We start from the raw sequence: 19656 nt of genomic DNA, 5'->3' as shown, positions 1-19656 counted from the left end.
TATTGCGAAGTTATGGCTACATATGGCTAAACCAGATAAACAAGTCGACACTCTTAAAGTTCCTCCTCATTCCATTGAAGCAGAGCAATCTGTTTTAGGTGGCTTAATGCTTGATAATCAAGCCTTTGACCGTGTTGCTGAACTGGTTGTTTCACAAGACTTTTATACCCGTACCCACAAGCTGATTTTTGAGGCCATGGTTGAGCTTGCTGAGGTGGGTGATCCAATCGATTTAATCACTATCTCTGAAAGCTTAGAGAAGAAGAATTTACTCAGTGGCATTGGTGGTTTTGCTTATTTAGCTGAGATCGCTAAAAACACACCTAGTGCGGCGAATATAGACGCTTACGCAAACATTGTACGTGAACGTGCCGTAGTGCGAGAAATGATTGGTGTTGCCAATGAAATTGCCGAAGCGGGATTTAACCCCGAAGGGCGCACCAGCCACGATTTACTCGATTTTGCAGAGAGTAAGGTTTTTAAAATTGCTGAGCAACGCACTAAAAGCAACGATGGCCCACAAAGCTTACACAGCATTCTAGAAAAAACCGTCGATAAAATTGAAGAGCTTTACCAGTCACCGCAAGATGGTGTGACAGGAGTAAGTACTGGGTATGCTGACTTAGACAAGATGACCACAGGTTTGCAGCCTTCAGATTTGATCATTGTTGCCGCGCGTCCATCAATGGGTAAAACCACCTTTGCGATGAACTTAGCTGAGCACGCTGCGATGACCCAAGATAAACCCGTGTTAATTTACTCATTAGAGATGCCCTCGGAGCAAATCATGATGAGGATGTTGGCATCACTTGGTCGCATCAACCAAACCAAAGTACGTACTGGTCAGCTCGATGATGAAGATTGGGCGCGTTTATCATCCACCATGGGCTTGTTGATGGAAAAAGGCAAGATGTATGTGGATGATGCCTCGGGCTTAACGCCAACTGATGTGCGTTCTCGTGCGCGTCGTATTGCTCGCGATCATGGCGGTATCAGTATGATTATGGTCGATTATCTGCAATTAATGCGCGTACCGAGCTTATCAGATAATCGTACCTTAGAAATTGCGGAAATATCTCGCTCACTTAAGTCCTTAGCCAAAGAGCTGCAATGTCCGGTTGTTGCGTTGTCACAGCTAAACCGTACCCTAGAGCAACGTGCCGATAAGCGGCCAATCAACTCTGACTTACGTGAATCAGGCTCTATCGAGCAGGATGCCGATTTGATCATGTTTATCTACCGTGATGAAGTGTATAACGAAGACAGCACCGAAAAAGGTGTGGCTGAAATCATCATAGGTAAACAACGTAACGGCCCAATCGGTAAAGTGCGCTTAACTTTCCAAGGTCAGTTCTCGCGTTTTGATAATTACGCGGGCCCTGCAATAGATGATGATTACTAATGCGTTTAGCGATAGCCGAAATTAATCTGCAAGCACTTGCCCATAACCTAGCGCAAGTACGTCAGTTTGCCCCTGATAGTAAAATTATGGCGGTTTTAAAAGCCAATGCCTATGGTCATGGTTTAGTGAAGATTGCCCAACATCTCAACGCAGCTGATGCCTTTGCTGTTGCTCGTATAGATGAGGCTTTGGCTTTGCGCGCAGGTGGGTTAACTAAACCAATAGTGTTACTTGAAGGCTTTTTTCATCAAGATGACTTACCCATTTTATTGGCAAATAACTTTCAAACCATTATTCATGATGAAAACCAACTTGTCGCGCTAGAACAAGCCCAGTTAGATGCACCGATCAGCTGTTGGTTGAAAATCAACACGGGCATGCATCGATTAGGGATTGCTGCGACTCAGTTTGAAGATTTTTATCAGCGTTTACTGGCGACCCCAAATGCGAAAAATGAGATTAATTTAATGACTCATTTTTCGTGTGCTGACGATGTGAGCGATACCAAAACAGCAGAGCAAATTAGTTTATTTGATTCGTTAGTAGCAACAAAGCAGCAAGCCCATTGTTTAGCTAATTCTGCTGGCATAATTGCTTGGCCTGCAGGGCATGGTGACTGGGTGCGACCTGGTTTAATGTTGTATGGCGTGTCACCTATGCTTAACTGCACCGGAGCGCAACATGATTTAAAGCCTGTGATGCGCTTAACCACTAAGGTGATTGCAATTCGTGATGTAGCAGCAGGACAATGTGTTGGCTATGGTGGTCGTTGGCACAGCGCCAAGGCGACTAAGCTTGCTGTGGTTGCCATGGGATATGGTGATGGTTATCCGCGTCATGCAAAACATGGTACGCCTGTGGTCATCGGTAATAAGCGTTACGGTATCGCTGGGAACGTATCAATGGACATGATCAGTGTGGATATTGGTGATAATAGCGACAATATCAAAGTAGGCGATGAGGTGGTAATGTGGGGGCCAGAACTTCCCGTGGAAGAAATAGCCCTGTGCGCTACAACAATACCTTACGAGCTATTGTGTAATATCACCCCCCGGGTAAGTTATGAGTATTTAACTTAAACTAATGAGAGTAACGTTAAGCGTTACTCTTTAATAAAATACACATCACTGAAGCCCATACGGGCAAACTCTTCATCACGAAAATTACGTACTGCTGCAGAGCCTTTTGAGGTCATAGCAATTTGCTGTTCCATTTTTAAGTAATTTGTTAAATCAATCCCTTCAGCGGCTGCAATGGCTTGGTACATATCGTGGTACTTATCTTTAGCAAAATTAATTTCGCGCGGTTGATTTTTAAACTTATACGTAATGCGTCGTGCCATGGGGAACTCGTAAATTGAATTATATTGCCCTGATTTTATACCTTATTCGTCATCCTCTCTACCTTTGAATGACTTGTGGCTAAGCTCAAGTTACAATGGTGACTTATTTTGTAGCCGCAGCAAAGGAACATCATGAAACTAACTGTTGAGATCAGCAAATACCCACTACATCAAGATTACATTCCTTTTATTAAAGGTTTTATTGACCGTTTAAATAGTTACGATGACTTAAAAGTGATTACCAATACGTTATCAACGCAAATTTTTGGTGATTATGATCTCGTTATGTCCGTGCTTAGCACAGAGATTAAACGTTCATATGAAGAGTTTGGTAAAGCCATTTTTGTGTGCAAATTTCTCAATGGTGATCTTTCTCCTGAATAACCGTTAACTTCTTAGAGAGTCAACATGGATTTTATCACGCAAACGCTTGCAGGCTTTACGGCCATGTCGCACTGGGAATATATCGCTGTAGCTTTGTCGATGGCGTATTTACTGCTGGCTATTAAAGAGAGCTTGTGGTGTTGGCCTGCGGCATTTTTTAGTACTTTAATTTATACCATCATGTATTGGAATGGTGCCTTACTGATGGAATCGCTATTGCACTTTTACTATATGTATATGGCAGTTTATGGCTGGCTTGCATGGCGTAAAGGAGGAGAAAATAAGCTTGAATTAGCTATAACGTCATGGCGTTTAAATCAGCATTTATTGATCATTATGGGCACGTCAATTGTGGCTGTAGTCTTAGGGTATGTAATGAGTAATTATACCCATGCAGATTTTGCCTATTTAGACAGCTTTACAACTTGCTTTGCCGTTGTTACTACTTACTTGGTTGCAAAAAAAGTGCTTGAAAACTGGCTATATTGGATAGTGATCGATGCGGCGTCTATGTACTTATATTATGAGAAAGGATATTACCCTACACTGGTGCTTTTTGTGTTTTACACCATTATGGCGGCGTGGGCATTTAAAACTTGGTACGAAGAGTACGAGCAAACTCAAGCTAAGCCGTTAGCACAACTATAAGAAGCACTATGACAGGTCACGAAATTAGCGGCATTTTTGCCGCTTTTAACTCGCAATTAAACATCGTTAGCAGCGAACGATTACATAGCGGTTTGAGTAACGATAATTTTTTAGTACGTGCACAGTGGAAGCACCAGCCACAGGCTTATTTATTAAAGTGTTATCGTGATCATTGGCCTGAAGTTGGTTTAATAGCGCAAGCCGATTTTGCAGCACAAGGTATTTGCCCACAGCCACTTTGGACTGATAAAGCCAATAAAATCGCTATTTTTGATTACTTAGAGGGCGATATTGCACAAGGGAATTACACTACAGAGCTTTTAAAAAAGTTAGTCACTTTACATGGTTATCATGCCCAAACAGTACCAATGAACATCAATGATGAACTCGCTTTTTATCAACAAACGCCCTTATATCAGTATTACCAAGTGAGTATTGCAAAAGCATTGCAGCAAATAGCTTTGTTTCCTCGCGATGGCGGCTTTTGCCATAATGATTTGGTGAAGGAAAATATTATAGTTAATCAGCAGGGGATGTTCTTAATTGATTTTGAATACGCGAAGTACAACGATGTTTACTTTGATTTAGCCGCGCTGGTAGTTAGTTTTTCGCTTGATGATAAGCAAAAAACTAATTTGTTGGCACACTATCAACAACTTTTACCTGATGGTCAGCAGTTTTATTGCAGCATAAACAAGTTAGAGTGTTATCAAGTGGTCTTTTTAGTTTTATGTATTTGTTGGTACAGCGCACGCTCAGTCGAAGATAAAGTATCATTATTACGTACGCAGTTAGATCGTTTAATTAACCGTAAAAGCAGTAATTAAAGACCGCCAAAACGAGCGGCTAGTTCTTTATACTTTGCAACTTCATCGGCATCAAACTGCGGATCGCCATTAGCGTCTTCACCTTTTGCGATCAGTAAGCTTTCTCTGGCTAAACGCTTTACACGCTCAGTTTTAACACCTAAAAATTCTGCGACTTGCTCGGTTGACATTAAACTCATAATACTTCCTCGTGTTAAACCTTTTACAAGCGCCTTATAAGTTGTTCGACGGGCATTGATATGTTGCAAAATGGTTATTTATTTTCATTAAGTATAATTTAATAGCGGTTTTTTGCTTACTTGTGAAGTAATTTATTCTATTTCGTTTGTTTTATAATCAACTAGGCGATAGATGCTGGCAATTCATTGCAGATGCCTTTATTATTGCTGCGCCTAAGCACTGATATCGCGAGTTAGTGTGGTGGCACAAATGTGCTCTCGTGGTGAAATGGATATCACGTGGCCCTCCGGAGGCTAAGTTGTAGGTTCGATCCCTACCGAGAGCGCCATTTGCTAATCTACAAGTTATTATCGAACTAAATAGAATTCGCTATTTTTTTTCTAATTACTCCCTTTTGTTTGTCTAGCTAATACCAACCAACTTAAATATTTAACCATTCTAGCGAGCTAAAAAGCACCTCAAGTTATTGCAAATTCAATTGATAATCATTATTGTTATCGCGGTGTTGAGCAACGTCGCTTACTACTTGGCATTGCGGTGAAGGTAGATTGATAAGTGCGGTTAGCTTTTGTGTACTTTTAATTTAAAGCTGAGTTTTAGACCATTTGCTAAATGAATTATTAACAGACTTAAAGGAAATCTAATGAAAAGCCTAAAAAATTCTCTTTTTATTGCTGCGCTTTTAACGTGTAGTAACTTTGCGATTGCACATGAAATTTGGTTGGTAAAGTCGGCGAAAGGTGATGCTGTAAAATTGTATTTAGGTGAGCCTGGGGAGCCTGAGTCCGGCGATAAAATTGCAGGGCTGAAGAATACAAAAGTATTTGTAGATTCAACAGAGTCGACTTTAGCACTGACTCAACAGCAAAACTTTTGGTCAGCAGAGCTTACTGAACAAGGGGATGTAAGAGCGTTTACGGATGATTTATGGAAGCCTTGGAAAATGGAAAAAGTATCAGAGCAAGATACAGATACATTTCAAGCGGCTAAGTTATTTGCGAAAGCAGGCCGTGAAGAGATCCAAGCAAAGCAAGAGCTTGAATTTGTACCAACTAAATCAAACGGGGATACCTTCACACTTGTTTATAAAAATAAACCGGTTGTTGATCATGAAGTATTAGTGCAAACACCTAAGCACCAAGTAAAAACAATTACAGATAAACATGGTCAACTAACAGTTACTAGCGAAGAACAAGGAACCTATATTATTTCGAGTGATCATCCGGTTGCGGGTAAGGCGGTGATTGCCGGTAATCAGGTTGATAGTACGTATAATATTGTAACAATTAGTTTTCAAGTTAAGTAATTAAAGTTAGAGGTAAGCACTTTATGTTTTGTTAAGTTGCTTATCTCGAATTTAAGTTAAGTATTTTTTTAATAGTTGCAAAGCGTATTTATAGAGCATTAGTTTACATGGTGGATAGATTTGACATTGTGACTTCTTCAAGTGGTATTATATTATAATAATTGATGCAAGTAGTTATCATTCGTGATATCTTTTGCGTTGTTGTTTTTCTTATTAGAGTATTACCATGCATTTTACCCTACTGCCAATTGCGACAGCTGTCAGTGTCGCGCTAATGTCAATGAATCTAGCTGCTGCAGAAAGCGACAGTAAAGACGAAAATAAAATAGAAAAAATCACTGTTAACGGCAAATATATTGTTAATGAAAACATCGATACTGCCACAGGATTAGGCTTATCTATCCGTGAAACTCCTCAATCAGTCACTGTATTCACTGCTGAACGTATTCGTGACCAAGATCTTGATACCATTATTGATGCGGTTGATAACACCGTAGGTTTATCATCATCAAAAATGGATAACATCCGTAACACTATGCAGTCGCGTGGTTTTAGCGTATCTAATTATCAAATAGATGGTGTGCCATTATCATGGAGTTTGGCTGGGGATTCAGGAGAAACATCAGCGGATGTGGCCATTTATGAGCGAGTTGAGTTTGTTCGTGGTGCTACTGGCTTATTAACTGGTGCAGGCGACCCGTCTGCATCAATTAACCTGGTTCGTAAGCGTGCAAGTAACACTGATTTAACAGGCTATGTTGATTTATCGGTAGGTAGCTGGAATAAAAAAGAGCTAACCGTTGATCTTGCCAATGGCTTGAACGACAGTGGTTCAGTGCGTGGACGTGTTGTTGCTAAAGTCGTTGATAGCGAGTCTTACATTGACTTATACGAAGAAAATAAAAAGATTTTTTACGGTGTATTAGAAACGGATTTAACTGCAGACACTATTTTTCGTGTAGGCGGTAGCTATCAAAAAAGTGATCCACATGGGCCAGTGTGGGGTGCATTACCCGCTTATTATACAGACGGTACAGCAGCAGATTGGGATGTATCAAAAACCACAGCAGTAGATTGGACGCGCTGGGAAACTGAGCACACCAATTATTTTGCTTCACTTGAGCATGTATTCTCAAATGGCTGGCAGTTTGTTGCTAATTACAACCACTCAGAATACGACAAAGAAACAAAATTATTCTATGTATATGGTGCGCTTGATAAAGAAACTGGTGCCGGTTTAACTGGCCAGCGTTATTTCTCGTTTGGTACCACAGAGCAAGATAGCTTTGATTTACAATTAAAAGGCCAATACAACTTATTCGATCAAACTCATGACTTTGTGCTAGGTGCTTTGTATTCAAAACAAGCAGGCACAACCAGTACACGTGATCCTGATCCTATTATTGGTGGTACCGCATGGGATGCTGTGCCAATTGATGACTTCTATAACTTTGCCGGCGATTCAATTGCAGAGCCAAACTGGACTGAAGAAGCCACAGTACAAGACGATAATGATACTGAGCAAAAAGGCTTTTACGCTGCTACACGTATTTCGATTACTGATGCATTTAAAGTGATTGGTGGTGGGCGTATTTCATCGTGGGATCGTAAGCGTTATTACTACGGTGCAGAGCAAAATTACGGCAACTCAGGCGTGTTTGTTCCCTACTTTGGTGCCTTATATGATCTGAACTCTCAGCACCGTATTTATGCAAGCTACACTGAAATATTCAAACCACAGAATAACTTAGATGCTAATGGTGAATACCTCGATCCAATCGATGGTAAAGCAAGTGAAATCGGCTTGAAGAGTGCTTACTTTGACGAGCGTCTACAAACGTCACTTGCGATTTTTGATATTCAACAGGACAACTTAGCCGTTGAAGATCCAAATTACGTACCGACTGCAGAACAGATGTCAGCTTATTATGGTGCTGAGGGCACGCAAAGTCGTGGTTTTGAGTTTGAAGTAATGGGTGAACCAGTCGATGGTTGGAATATCTCTGCTGGTTACTCGCAGTTTGAAGCGGAAGATGCGGATGATGTTAAAGTAAATACCTCGGCACCTCGTAAGCAGTTTAAATTGTTTACCACCTATCAATTTGTTGAGCAATTACCTGATCTGACAGTCGGTGGTGGTGTCAATTGGCAAAGTAAATCTTATGCACAAGGCAGTACGGTTAACGTAGAGCAAGGTTCATATGCGCTGGTTAATTTAATGGCGCGTTATGACATTAACGAGGCAATGAAAGTGCAAGCTAACGTTAACAACCTGTTTGACGAAAAGTACTATAACTATATGACTGCAGGTAGATCAAACCTCTATCGCTATGGCGCGCCACGTAGTGTATCAGTGAGCTTTAGCTATAACTTTTAAGCTGAACACAATGATAAGCGGACCGCTCGTCCGCTGTAATTTACTAAAGGCGACCAGTGCGCCTTTAGTGTTTTATGTAAGTAGGAAAAATTAAGTGAAATTACGTTTTAGAGACAGCATGAACTGGTTACACACATGGTCTTGTGTGGTGCTAGGTTGCCTTTTATTTGCTGTGTTTTTAACTGGGACATTGGCGTATTTTCAATATGAAATTACTCATTGGATGCAACCAGAAGTAGAGCAGATCCAACATAAAGACAAAGCGATTAATCAGGCTCAGGCTTATTTAAATACGCATACAGAAAACGCTCCGCGCTGGACCATAGTGCCGCCTAATGAACGTTTTTCGCCGATTGTCGCTTATTGGCGTGATAAAAATACTACAGGCCGATTTAGTGTTGCTCGCCTTGATGAACAAGGTAACGAAATTAACAGCCGCGCAACGCGTGGAGGCGAGTTTTTATACCGGTTTCACTTTGATTTACATTATATGCCGGTATTTTATGCCCGTTGGCTAGTGGGCATAGCAGCAATGTTGATGCTGGTGGGAATTATAACCGGCATTGTGGTTCACAAAAAAATATTCAAAGACTTTTTTACACTGCAATTTAACAAAGGAGCAAAAAGCTGGCTCAATAGCCACACTGTGTGTTCAGTACTTGCGCTTCCTTTTCATATTATGATCACTTACACAGGGATAGTGACATTAATGCTTATGTACTTCTCATGGGCGATGAATATGGGCGATGGGGATAGACGTAGCTTCTTCTCGGCATTTAGCGATCAAGCCCCAGCTTTAAAAGCGTCAGGAGAAAAAGCACAATTACTTCCTCTTGGGGATATTTACAACAGCGCCAAAGCTCAGTTAGGGCACGCTGGTATCGGCTCAATTATTGTAAGTAACCCTGGCGATAGTAACGCTATGGTGGAAGTGTATGAAAATGCAACCGAAGAACTCACTTCAGATTACCGAACACTTAGATACCATGGTGTCACAGGTGAACTATTGCATGACTCAGGGGTAACAAACGCAGCAGAGCAAACCCGACGAACCATGATTAGTCTGCATGCCGGGCGTTTTGCTGATACTTCGCTACGTTGGCTGTATTTCTTGTCTGGGATCATGGGAACAGCCATGGTCGGCACAGGCCTGTTGCTTTGGTCTAATAAACGTAAGCAAAAAATGAATCCACGTTTTCGCATAGGTTATAAAATCATGGATGTGACTAACTTAGCATCTATTATAGGTCTACCTTTAGCTATTTCGGGGTATTTTGCTGCAAACCGGTTACTACCTTTGCAGCTTGAAAGTCGTGCCGAATGGGAAATTCATTGTTTTTTTATTGTTTGGCTTATGGCGTTTGTTTACCCGATACTAAGAGGGTGCAAACACAGCTGGCAAGAACTGAGCTTTATTACAGGCGTGAGTTATTTAGCATTACCTGTAATCAGTATTTTTACTACTTCACGCCACATTCTCAACTATCAATTTGAGCGAGATGCCACTTTGCTGTTTATGGATTTATTGTTATTTTTTACCGGAGGGTTGTTTATTTATATTGCGTATATAGTTTGGCGTAAAGGATATGAGCCAGCTGTGATTGCTCGTCCTAAAAGGCCGCCACGAGGAGTCGTACAATGACAATCAAGGCTTTTTTACAAGCAATCAGCAATGCTAAGGGTATGCAAATATTATGGCGAGTCGTGCTGGCAAGTGTTCTAGGATTCATTTTTTTAAGTGTGTTTATCGCTGGCGTAGCAAGCTTAGGCAGTGCTTTATTTCACCTGAGTAAAGCCACACTGATGTTATGGTTGATGCTGATTGGTATCGTCTTATATTGTTGTTTAGTTATGTGGATATTTGCCAGTAATAAATTAATGCGGTGTAGTGTAATTATTATTGCTGGTATTGTGATCTCTAGCGCTGCATTGTATGCCGGTGATATGTTGCATAAAAATCATCAGCCTGTGGAGTCTCGTTGATGATATTATTTATCAGTTTAATTATTAGCCTTATTGGTTTTATAGTATTAGCATTGGGAATGGCAAGGCACCGTAAAACGTTTGCTTTGACGCCAATATCAGCCATTGGTGAGCAGATCTATTTATCTGCTGGTTTGCTCATTATTAGTCTTTCCTTGTTAATAAATATCACGCAATTAAATGCAGGCTCGGCCATTGTATGGTGGTGTGGGCAATTGTCGTTGAGCGCATTGGCCGTCGTGACTATCTTGACTAGGAAACGAGGTAAGCGTTACTAATCGTTGAGTATAGGAGTTTATTGTTATGACTTATCAGCCTATAAAATGTACAGTTTACGATCAGCTTGAACTTTTTTGTATACAGCAAGCTAAGGTCACAATTACAACAACGGATGATGAAACGTTAATTGGTAAAGCTATTAATCTTGAGAACTATAAAGGGCAGGGGGAGTTTTTACTTATTAAATGTGAAGGTCAAGGCGAACATTTAGTTCGCCTTGACCAGATCAAAGCCATCGCTTATTTTTAAAGTACACGCCAATTGCACCAGTCAGGACTACCAGAAAAATTACAAAGGCGCTAAACGCATAAGGACTTTCAGTGCCCGGGATACCGCCGACATTGACGCCGAGCAATCCAGTTAAAAAGCCTAGTGGTAAAAACAATGCGGCAACGACCGACATGACATACATACGCTGATTAAGCTGCTCAGAAACTTGGCTGGTAATCGTTTGCTGAATAATTTGTGCTCGTTCAATCGAGTTGTCTAACTCTTCAATAAAACGAATAAGTAAGTTGGTTGTTTCATTTAGTTTCGCTTTATCATTTTCATCTAACCAGCTATAGCGGTTTGTCATTAGCATGGTAAGCGCTTCTTTTTGCGGTTTTAGATAGCGCTTTAAGCCAATGGTTTGACGACGTAATTGCGACAAACCTTGGTTATCGAAACGTTTTGTTGGCTCGTCAATTTCATCTTCAAACTCGTCAAGAGAATCGTCTAAGTTATCAATAACGCCTTGCATACGAGAAGTAAGATTATGCGTTAATTGGCAAACAAGCTCAGAAATACTGCAGGGGCCGGCTTTTTCTGTTAATGACATAAGCACATCTTGTACCGAAAGTAGGCGGCGTTTGCGTGTCGTGATCACGATGTTTTCATTAATGAATAAACGAATAGACACCATGTCTTCTGGGCTTTGTGCCGGATTTAGATTAACGCCACGTAAAAATAACATACAGCCGTTGGTGACTTTGGTGATCCGAGGCCGCGTTTCATCGGCAGTTAATGAAGCTAGCTCATAATCAGTGAGTAGTTCACTGTTTTTTAGCCACTCAATAGCATCAGCTTGACTATAATCTAGATGGACCCAGAGTTTTCCTTGCTCAGGTTGCCAATTATTTAAGTCAGTGCTGCTCTCTATTATATGCGCTCCGCCCTGCTCATCGAGGGTAAGTGCGTGAAGTAAACCATTGAACATAGTAAATTCCCTTAATTGCTGTATGGTTAATATAGTTGACTATTGAAAGACTTAGGTCAATCAAATTGACTCATCGACTTAATAAATTTATTTCATTGGTGTTTTTACTCGTGTAGCGTATAAGACAGTTTTTTATTAAAGGGCACATTTATGACGGCAAAGATAATTGTTGGTTGGCGTGAGTGGTTAAGTTTACCTGAGCTTGGCATTAATCAAATTAAGGCTAAAATTGATACGGGTGCCCGTACCTCATGTATCCATGCACTTAATATTGAAGAATATGAACTAGAAGGTGAAAAATGGGTGAAGTTTACTGCCCAGCCTTTACAAGAAGACGAACATACTCAAGTGCAGTGTCATGCTAAAGTAAAAAAGATGAAGTATGTAACTAGCTCAAGTGGGCAACGGGAGTTACGGTATTTTATTGAAACTCAGCTCTGTGCAGGTGGTCAAAGTTGGACTATTGAGGTGACTTTAACCAGTCGAGCCAGCATGAAATTTAGAATGTTATTAGGGCGTACAGCCATGGAAAATCGTATAGTCGTTGATCCGGCTTTATCTCATTTATTAGATAGTTAAGGTATTAACTATGAAAATCGGTATTTTATCTCGCAACAAAAATTTATATTCAACACGTCGTTTAATCGAGGCTGCCCAGTTGCGTGGTCATGAAGTGAAAGTGATTGATGCATTACGTTGCTACATGAACATTAACTCTGAACAACCAGAGATCCACTACCGCGGTGAAAATCTAAAAGACTTTGATACCATTATCCCGCGTATTGGTGCTTCGGTTACGTTTTATGGTTGCGCCGTATTACGTCAATTTGAAATGATGAATGTGTTTCCTGTTAATGAGTCTGTGGCAATTTCACGTTCGCGAGATAAATTACGCTCGTTACAGTTATTGTCGCGCAAAGGCGTAGGCATGCCAGTAACAGGCTTTGCTAGTAAACCAGACGATGTGAAAGACTTACTTGAAATGGTAGGTGGTGCACCCGTGGTCATTAAATTGCTCGAGGGTACACAAGGTATTGGTGTGGTGTTAGCTGAAACGCGTAAAGCAGCAGAAAGTGTTATTGAAGCCTTTATGGGTCTAAAAGCTAACATTATGGTGCAAGAGTATATTAAAGAAGCGGGTGGTGCTGATATTCGCTGTTTTGTATTAGGTGATAAAGTGATTGCCGCGATGAAGCGTCAAGCACAAGAAGGCGAGTTTCGTTCTAATTTACACCGCGGTGGCAGTGCAACATTAGTGCGTATCACGCCTGAAGAACGTAGAACAGCTGTGGCTGCGGCTAAAGCGATGGGCTTGAATGTAGCTGGGGTTGACTTACTTCGCTCATCTCGCGGGCCTTTGGTAATGGAAGTAAATTCATCACCAGGTCTTGAAGGTATTGAAGTGGCGACAGGAAAAGATATTGCAGGCATGGTGATCGAATTTATCGAAAAAACCGCTGCGACTAAAAGGACCGCAACGCGTGGCAAAGGTTAAAATCAATAGTGCGTTTACTTTATTAGGTGAAACGGTAGGTGTAGGCGAGCGTAAAACACTGGCCTTGGAAGCTGCAAAGCTGTACACCCACTCACCGTTAAATATTCCTATCGAAGTAGTGAATGGAGTGCAAGCTGGCCCAGTGTTAATGGTCTGCGCAGCAATTCATGGTGATGAACTCAATGGTGTTGAAGTAGTACGCCAATTATTAGCGAAAATAGATCCGTCTCAGTTACGGGGTACGTTAATTGCGGTGCCTATTGTGAATGTATTTGGCTTTATCCATAAGTCACGTTATCTACCCGATCGTCGCGACATGAATCGTAGCTTTCCGGGTTCTACTCGTGGCTCTCTTGCAGGACGTATGGCGCATATGTTCTTTTCGCAAGTGGCCGTTCACTGTACGCACATTATTGATTTACATACTGGGGCGATTCATCGTACTAACTTGCCACAAATCCGTGCCAATTTAAGTGATGAAGCCACAGCACAAATGGCTAAAGCATTTGGTACGCCGGCGGTGATTGATGCCTCTTTACGTAATGGCTCATTGCGTAGCGAAGCTGCTAACTTAGGTATTCCAGTTATTACCTATGAAGCAGGTGAAGCATTACGTTTTGACCCAATAGCCATTGCCGCAGGTATGCAAGGCGTAGATTACGTGATGCGACATTTAAAAATGATCCGTGGTAAGCGTGCTAAAAAGCTGCCTGAACCTATCATCGCGAGCTCGACCAGTTGGGTGCGTGCAGAGGTTGATGGTATTGTACGTGCACAAGTATCATTAGGTGAGCGCGTAATGAAGGGCCAGATATTAGCATATATCAGCAGCCCATTAGGCGACTCAGAGCTTGAGCTGTTAGCTCCACGCAGTGGTATTGTTATAGGGCAACAAACAATGCCATTAGTTAATGAAGGGGATGCCGTGTTCCACTTAGCTTATTTTGCCCACGCGAATAGCTTAGTAGAGCAACAGTTAGAAACCTTTATTGATGAAATTAGTGATCTTGAAGATGAGTTAAAAACTGCTGATTTAAATAATTAGTCTGCTTAAGAGATTTACGAACACATTGGTTTAAAAAGCCGCTGAAAAGGTTTTTTCTTCAGCGGCTTTTTTGTACCCGTTAGACTATTGAGGTGACTTTTTAGGGCCGATAATACGCTTTATTGGAGCTACTTTAGTGGGTTTGGGTTCACTGCTTAATACCATTACAGGCCGGGTAACAAACAAGTTATTTGGGTAAATAACACGGTGGCCATCGATATGCTCAAGTACCACATTCATTAGGCCCATTTCGACAATGCGCCCTTCCACAAAATTAGCGCCATCAATCACGCGAACCCAATAGCCAACACGGCAATCATTTTGGATAAACATCAGTAAGAAGGAAGTTAGATTGCTTAAAAGTGACCATGCGGCAAAAAGCGCAACCCCTAACATAGCAAACAAGGAAGACCCTAACACCAGTAAGCCTCGTAGCTCAATGCCCCAAAAAACCAGCACTAAACAGATCATCACAAATGCGAGAATAATTTTTAGCAACAGTTCGGCACGGTACTTTCTGTGAATATCGACCTTACCTTTGATAGTTTTTTCGAGTAATTTAGTAGTGAGTTTTAATAGTAATGGGAATGCCAGCAAGGCAACTAATGTTACCACCCACCTATATTGCATAATAAGAATATCAAGTAGTTCCACAGGTTGTCCCAATCAGCTTTACTTAAGCCGTATTCTAGCGTTTTTCGCGACCATTAAAAGGCATTTTTTACAGTAACAAGCCATTGGATTGAATCAACGTCATCATCTTTATCTAGGGGAGCGGCAATATCTAAATGAATCACCGTACCGGCATTGGCTCTACTCGGTGCTAGCCTTAAACCAACACCAATATTTTTTAATACCTGACCATTATCGCCGTTATTTTTATCGTTAAACCAGGCGCGCCCAATATCAAAAAATGCAGCCCCGCCGACTTTAAAAAGCTGCAGCAAGTCGTATTCCCAATAATAACGTTTCTCTAAATTAATCAAAAAGCTGCGATCACCTTGTTGATAGTCCAATGGGTAGCCACGTAAGCCATTTTCACCACCTAAACTCAATTGTTTATCTGGGGTGAGATTACCCGCATAATCAAGTCGCATTCTGGCATACCATGATTGCTCTAAACTGGTATTTAAATAATATTGTACTTGGCTGCTGGCTAAAAGGTTCTCTACTTTGCCTTGCTCCTCGTTCCAATAACCATCGAGACTGGCATGAAAGCGCCAAAGTGTATCGTTGCCGCTAAAGTGCGCTTTTTTGGCATTAAAAGAGTACACAGCGCGACTGGCATCATTACTGACTTCTTCACTTGAGTAACCGAGTAAAGCTTGTACATTCCACCCTAAATTAAGGTCTTCGGTGCGATAAATACTGTCGAAGTTTCTAACTTTTACAAAGTGATCTTCAAACCAATGACCGCTTACATAGGGATAACTTAGCTCTCGCTCTTCAGCCAGTGGTGTATTGGTCTCTAAAGTACTAGCAAAGCTCTGTTGTTCGTGGGTATAACCTACGGTAAGTCGCTGTGTCCAGCTATTACTTAGGCGTTTAGAATGACCGAAGTAAATACGGTTATATTCAGTTTTTTGGGAAAATTGGCTGAACACTTCGCCGCGTTCATAAAGCGATTCAGTTCGTTGATCTGAGTAGCTCAACAAGCCATAACTATAAGGTGTGTCAATTGAATAAAACGGGTAAGTTAACTCAAGTAAATGGCGTTTCCCATCATCGTTATCAGAATACTCGACGCGGCCACGGTAACGGCTAGACAGTATGTTCGGGTCATCATAAACAAATAAATAACCATTGCGCTCAGCATCAGTTGTACGTGACAGTGATAGGCGTTTTCCCCAGCCAAATAAGTTAGACTCACGAAAGCCTATGCTCGATTTATTTTCGCCGCCACTTCGACTAAAGCTTACCTCTGGGAGTAATGTCCATAAATCGCGGGTCTCAACTGTGACATCAATATTACCGTCACAATTAGTTTGTGCACTTATATTTGCATCGTACAGGTAAGCTTGGCGACGTAGTAAGCGTTCTGATTCGGCTAATTTTTTTGGCTCATAGTTATCTTCAGGCATAAATAACAGAATGCTTTTAATAACATCAGGCTCGGTGGTCATATGTGCACGATTAGCAAATCTAAATAATGCGTTATTCTCTTCTTCGAGTTCAGTATTAAAAACGTTAAGTTGGTTCAGTTCGATTTTTGCTATTTTAGCGCCCGGGGTTTTTTCAGGCAGTAGTTCCTCACCATCAAGTTGGCGGTGAAGGTTTGTTTCAGTGGCTGTTGTTGTTTGTTGTTTTTGGCAGCTAGATTCGCTTTGCATAGGTGATTGTGCAAGGCAATAGGGGGCATAGAGCAGGTAGCTAGAACAGCTCAAAAATAAAAATTTAAAACATCTGCTTACGGCCATTTAAATCCTTGAAAATGAACTTTAGTCTTTGCTTACTACACACTAACTTGCAGTATAAGTCCACCTCATTGCTGCATTTGTGTAAGAAAATAATGCACAAGTACAGCTAATAATTGCTCAGCTTCAACTCCTTCACCATTAATCCATATACTATTACTGTAATGTTCAAAGTTTAAATTAAAGTTTTGTTGCGCGTAGCTAAAGCGACATTGGTGGCGATCGGCACCACTGGCAAATTCGCTAATGCTGAGCGCGGGAGCATGCAAAAATAAATGTGCCCATAGTTCAAAGTCATCATCATTGGGCATTTCGCTTGGTTTGATAATGATTACATTATGACGGGGGTCTAATTGAAATTCAGTCATGTTGTTACTCGGTACTTAGGAAGTCGCTAAATAGTTGCGAATAGCATGCAAAAATGGGCTGCCGTATTTGTTAAGTTTGGTAAAACCAACTCCTGAAACTTTGAGAAATTCACTGTCATTGGTTGGCATCAACTGTGCCATTTCTGCAAGAGTTTTATCGTTAAATACCACATAAGGTGGTACATCATCAGCATCAGCAAGTTCTTTGCGCAGGGCGCGTAGTTTAGCAAAGAGCTTTTTATCATAATTAAATTGGGCCAGTTTATCTTGATAAACGTGCTTAGCCTGCAAGCGTGGCTCGGCCATTTGCAGTGCGTATTCGCCTTTAAAAATCGCACGAGCACCTTCAGTTAAACGTAGAGCAGAACCTTGGGTGATATCCTGGCTGAGCAATCCTTGGTGAATAAGTTGGCGTAAAATACTCAGCCAAAATTCACTACTGTGATCTTTGCCGATACCGTAGGTGCTTAGCTGGTGGTGATTGTTATCACGAATGCGGCTAGTATTAGCCCCGCGTAATAATTCAACAATGTAACCTAAACCAAAACGCTGCTCGGCACGGTACACACATGAGAGTGCTTGCTGGGCAACTAAAGTACCATCAAAGCTTTTTGGTGGATTCAAGCAAATATCACAGTTGCCACACGGTTCTCGTTGGTATTCACTAAAATAGTTAAGCAGTATTTGTCGGCGGCAGGTTTGTGCTTCTGCAAAGCTGGCCATGGCATTAAATCGTTGCTCTTCGACACGACGACGCTGTTCATCTTCAATGTCTTCAAAAAAGCGTCTTACTCGACCAATGTCAGCAGGATCAAAGTACATGATTGCTTCAGCCGCAAGGCCATCACGCCCAGCGCGGCCCGTTTCTTGATAGTAAGATTCAATACTTTTTGGAATATCGTAATGTAGTACAAATCGCACATTGGGCTTATTAATACCCATCCCAAAGGCCACGGTGGCAACCACGATTTGAATATCATCACGGGCAAAACCTGTTTGCACAAACTGGCGTTGCTCGTTACTCATGCCAGCATGGTAAGCCGCAGCGTTCATTCCTGCGTCAGCTATCTTTTCAGCTATTTCATCAACGCGTTTACGGCTAGTGCAATAAATGATGCCACTTTGATTTTGTTGTTCTTTTAAATAGCGTAAGAGCTGTGCGAGCGGCTTGAACTTTTCTTCTATGGTATAACGAATATTAGGCCTATCAAAACTGCCAGTATGAATATAGGGAGCTTGTAAACCTAACTGTTGCACAATATCAAACCGCGTTGCTTTGTCAGCTGTAGCAGTTAGTGCCATCATAGGCACGTGTGGGAAATGCAGCTTAAGCTCGCTTAGGCGACAATAATGCGGGCGAAAATCATGACCCCAATGCGACACACAATGTGCTTCATCAATCGCAAATAAACTAATATTAAGGTGACCTAAGCGTTCTTTAAATTCGTGTTGTAGAATTTTTTCTGGAGCAACATACAGTAGTTTTATCAAGCCACTGTGTAGTTGTTGGTATATTTGTTGTTGCTCGTCGCGGTTCAGGCTATTGTTAATATACGCCGCTTTTACTCCAAGCGCTTGGAGTTGTGACACTTGATCTTGCATGAGTGAGATCAATGGTGAGATAACCACGGTAAGGCCACTCAAGGCCAGTGCCGGCACTTGGTAGCATACTGATTTGCCACCGCCAGTGGGTAATAACACGAGGGTGTCTTGGCCACTGAGGGCTGCATTGATCACCGTTTCTTGGCCATCACGAAACTCACTATAACCAAACACTTGTTTGAGTATAGTGGCGGGACTGCGCACAATGGTGCTTGGAGTGGGGGTTGGTGTATTCATCGCGGTCATTTTAGAGCTTTTAGGCGACCTTGCATAGGTGATTTTATCGCACTTTCTTTTTAGTTGTGCTTTACTCATCTTACCAGTCATAAAAAGCGGATAATAATAATGAATAAAGCTATTTTAATTGATCGAGTTGCTAAGGTGTTTGTTGAGCAAATGCCGTTTAATCAGTTTCTACAAATAAAAGTAGAGTCACTGGATGCAGAACAAGCACAAATAAGTTTTCCTTGGCAGGATGTTTTTATTGGTAATCCGGCGCAAAAAATCCTTCATGGCGGAGTGATCTCCTCAGTACTTGATAATGTTGGGGGGATGCTTGCTGCGGCAGCGATGATCGATAAACTTACCGAGCTTGACCTGCCAAGCCTACAAAAAAAATTGGCAACCTTAGGTACTATTGACTTACGAACCGACTACTTAAGACCCGGCAAAGGGCTTGAGTTTACCGCCAGCGCAAAGCTGATCCGCTCAGGAAACAAGGTGTGCGTATGTCGGATGGAGCTGCATAATGAACTTGGTACACAAATAGCTTTTGGTACCGCGACTTATTTAGTTGGATAAAGCCT

General features: G+C 41.5%; 22 protein-coding genes and 1 tRNA gene. 16 read left to right on the top strand and 7 right to left on the bottom strand.

The features are described from left to right. The first annotated feature begins 22 nt into the window (after positions 1 to 22). Together dnaB and alr are read left to right on the top strand one after the other, a co-directional pair. Positions 23 to 1402, top strand: coding sequence for a replicative DNA helicase (gene dnaB / locus PHAL_RS0115980; protein ID WP_016709432.1), 1380 nt, complete (start codon positions 23 to 25; stop codon positions 1400 to 1402). Beyond that, complete coding sequence (alr, locus tag PHAL_RS0115975; protein ID WP_016709430.1) at positions 1402 to 2481, top strand: alanine racemase; 1080 nt, start codon at positions 1402 to 1404, stop codon at positions 2479 to 2481. Before dnaB ends, alr begins: the two co-directional genes overlap by 1 nt. Before the next feature lie 23 nt (positions 2482 to 2504). Here the strand turns inward: alr and PHAL_RS0115970 are convergent, their stop codons facing one another. Beyond that, positions 2505 to 2744, bottom strand: coding sequence for a DUF2960 domain-containing protein (locus tag PHAL_RS0115970; RefSeq protein ID WP_016709429.1), 240 nt, complete (start codon positions 2742 to 2744; stop codon positions 2505 to 2507). A 132-nt stretch (positions 2745 to 2876) separates the two neighbouring features. Between PHAL_RS0115970 and PHAL_RS0115965 the strand changes: the two genes are divergently transcribed. The 3 genes from PHAL_RS0115965 to PHAL_RS0115955 are packed head-to-tail and all read left to right on the top strand — an operon-like array spanning position 2877 to position 4603. After that, positions 2877 to 3128 carry a hypothetical protein gene (locus tag PHAL_RS0115965; protein WP_016709428.1) on the top strand — a complete coding sequence of 84 codons (252 nt, stop codon included), beginning with the start codon at positions 2877 to 2879 and terminating at the stop codon, positions 3126 to 3128. 24 nt (positions 3129 to 3152) lie between these two features. Next, positions 3153 to 3776, top strand: coding sequence for a nicotinamide riboside transporter PnuC (pnuC, locus tag PHAL_RS0115960; protein ID WP_016709427.1), 624 nt, complete (start codon positions 3153 to 3155; stop codon positions 3774 to 3776). An 8-nt stretch (positions 3777 to 3784) separates the two neighbouring features. Further along, the gene (locus tag PHAL_RS0115955; RefSeq protein ID WP_016709426.1) at positions 3785 to 4603 is read left to right on the top strand and encodes a phosphotransferase; all 819 of its coding nucleotides are present in this window, start codon (positions 3785 to 3787) and stop codon (positions 4601 to 4603) included. Here the strand turns inward: PHAL_RS0115955 and PHAL_RS0115950 are convergent. Beyond that, on the bottom strand, positions 4600 to 4782 hold the full coding sequence (locus PHAL_RS0115950) for a hypothetical protein (protein ID WP_016709425.1): 183 nt from the start codon (positions 4780 to 4782) through the stop codon (positions 4600 to 4602). The two genes, PHAL_RS0115955 and PHAL_RS0115950, sit on opposite strands and share 4 nt — an antisense overlap. A gap of 254 nt (positions 4783 to 5036) precedes the next feature. On the opposite strand from PHAL_RS0115950, the gene PHAL_RS0115945 reads away from it, so the two are divergent. The 7 genes from PHAL_RS0115945 to PHAL_RS0115915 all read left to right on the top strand — a co-directional run bounded on the left by PHAL_RS0115945 (position 5037) and on the right by PHAL_RS0115915 (position 10977). Continuing rightward, a tRNA-Arg gene (locus PHAL_RS0115945) sits at positions 5037 to 5111 on the top strand. A 315-nt stretch (positions 5112 to 5426) separates the two neighbouring features. Continuing rightward, a complete protein-coding gene (locus PHAL_RS0115940) occupies positions 5427 to 6089 on the top strand; it encodes a hypothetical protein (protein WP_016709424.1) in 663 nt (220 codons plus the stop codon). 226 nt (positions 6090 to 6315) lie between these two features. After that, a complete protein-coding gene (locus PHAL_RS0115935) occupies positions 6316 to 8466 on the top strand; it encodes a TonB-dependent siderophore receptor (protein WP_016709423.1) in 2151 nt (716 codons plus the stop codon). 94 nt (positions 8467 to 8560) lie between these two features. Further along, positions 8561 to 10108 (top strand): PepSY-associated TM helix domain-containing protein, encoded by a 1548-nt coding sequence (locus tag PHAL_RS0115930; RefSeq protein ID WP_029216200.1) that lies wholly within the window; start codon positions 8561 to 8563, stop codon positions 10106 to 10108. Continuing rightward, a complete protein-coding gene (locus tag PHAL_RS0115925) occupies positions 10105 to 10449 on the top strand; it encodes a hypothetical protein (protein WP_016709421.1) in 345 nt (114 codons plus the stop codon). Before PHAL_RS0115930 ends, PHAL_RS0115925 begins: the two co-directional genes overlap by 4 nt. After that, on the top strand, positions 10449 to 10727 hold the full coding sequence (locus PHAL_RS0115920; RefSeq protein WP_016709420.1) for a DUF3325 family protein: 279 nt from the start codon (positions 10449 to 10451) through the stop codon (positions 10725 to 10727). Before PHAL_RS0115925 ends, PHAL_RS0115920 begins: the two co-directional genes overlap by 1 nt. Positions 10728 to 10752: 25 nt before the next feature. Beyond that, positions 10753 to 10977 (top strand): Rho-binding antiterminator, encoded by a 225-nt coding sequence (locus PHAL_RS0115915; protein WP_016709419.1) that lies wholly within the window; start codon positions 10753 to 10755, stop codon positions 10975 to 10977. Here the strand turns inward: PHAL_RS0115915 and PHAL_RS0115910 are convergent. After that, on the bottom strand, positions 10955 to 11926 hold the full coding sequence (locus PHAL_RS0115910) for a zinc transporter ZntB (RefSeq protein WP_016709418.1): 972 nt from the start codon (positions 11924 to 11926) through the stop codon (positions 10955 to 10957). The genes PHAL_RS0115915 and PHAL_RS0115910 overlap by 23 nt on opposite strands. Positions 11927 to 12076: 150 nt before the next feature. Here PHAL_RS0115910 and PHAL_RS0115905 point away from each other — a divergent pair, with 150 nt between their 5' ends. Genes PHAL_RS0115905 through PHAL_RS0115895 form a run of 3 tightly spaced genes read left to right on the top strand, consistent with a single transcriptional unit; the run spans position 12077 to position 14466 of the window. Beyond that, a complete protein-coding gene (locus PHAL_RS0115905) occupies positions 12077 to 12505 on the top strand; it encodes an ATP-dependent zinc protease family protein (protein ID WP_016709417.1) in 429 nt (142 codons plus the stop codon). Between the two features lie 10 nt (positions 12506 to 12515). Further along, positions 12516 to 13421: a 30S ribosomal protein S6--L-glutamate ligase gene (gene rimK, locus PHAL_RS0115900; RefSeq protein WP_016709416.1), complete on the top strand. Its 906-nt coding sequence runs from the start codon at positions 12516 to 12518 to the stop codon at positions 13419 to 13421. After that, positions 13408 to 14466, top strand: coding sequence for a succinylglutamate desuccinylase/aspartoacylase family protein (locus tag PHAL_RS0115895; RefSeq protein ID WP_016709415.1), 1059 nt, complete (start codon positions 13408 to 13410; stop codon positions 14464 to 14466). The genes rimK and PHAL_RS0115895 overlap by 14 nt, the downstream gene beginning before the upstream one ends. A gap of 84 nt (positions 14467 to 14550) precedes the next feature. On the opposite strand, the gene PHAL_RS0115890 is transcribed toward PHAL_RS0115895, so the two are convergent. The 4 genes from PHAL_RS0115890 to recQ form a co-directional block, all read right to left on the bottom strand. Beyond that, positions 14551 to 15096 (bottom strand): mechanosensitive ion channel domain-containing protein, encoded by a 546-nt coding sequence (locus PHAL_RS0115890; RefSeq protein WP_036981231.1) that lies wholly within the window; start codon positions 15094 to 15096, stop codon positions 14551 to 14553. A 77-nt stretch (positions 15097 to 15173) separates the two neighbouring features. Continuing rightward, complete coding sequence (locus PHAL_RS0115885; RefSeq protein ID WP_016709413.1) at positions 15174 to 16883, bottom strand: BamA/TamA family outer membrane protein; 1710 nt, start codon at positions 16881 to 16883, stop codon at positions 15174 to 15176. Between the two features lie 65 nt (positions 16884 to 16948). Beyond that, entirely contained in the window at positions 16949 to 17248 is a 300-nt protein-coding gene (locus PHAL_RS0115880) for a DUF3630 family protein (RefSeq protein ID WP_016709412.1), read from the bottom strand. A gap of 15 nt (positions 17249 to 17263) precedes the next feature. Further along, entirely contained in the window at positions 17264 to 19087 is a 1824-nt protein-coding gene (recQ, locus tag PHAL_RS0115875; protein WP_029216198.1) for a DNA helicase RecQ, read from the bottom strand. 108 nt (positions 19088 to 19195) lie between these two features. Here recQ and PHAL_RS0115870 point away from each other — a divergent pair, with 108 nt between their 5' ends. Then, on the top strand, positions 19196 to 19651 hold the full coding sequence (locus PHAL_RS0115870) for a thioesterase family protein (RefSeq protein WP_016709410.1): 456 nt from the start codon (positions 19196 to 19198) through the stop codon (positions 19649 to 19651). Positions 19652 to 19656 lie beyond the last annotated feature (5 nt).

The organism is Pseudoalteromonas haloplanktis ATCC 14393 (assembly GCF_000238355.1).
Classification (GTDB): Bacteria; Pseudomonadota; Gammaproteobacteria; order Enterobacterales; family Alteromonadaceae; genus Pseudoalteromonas; species Pseudoalteromonas haloplanktis.
Note: the sequence above shows the minus strand (reverse complement) of the source record. Positions and strands in the feature narration are given on the sequence as shown.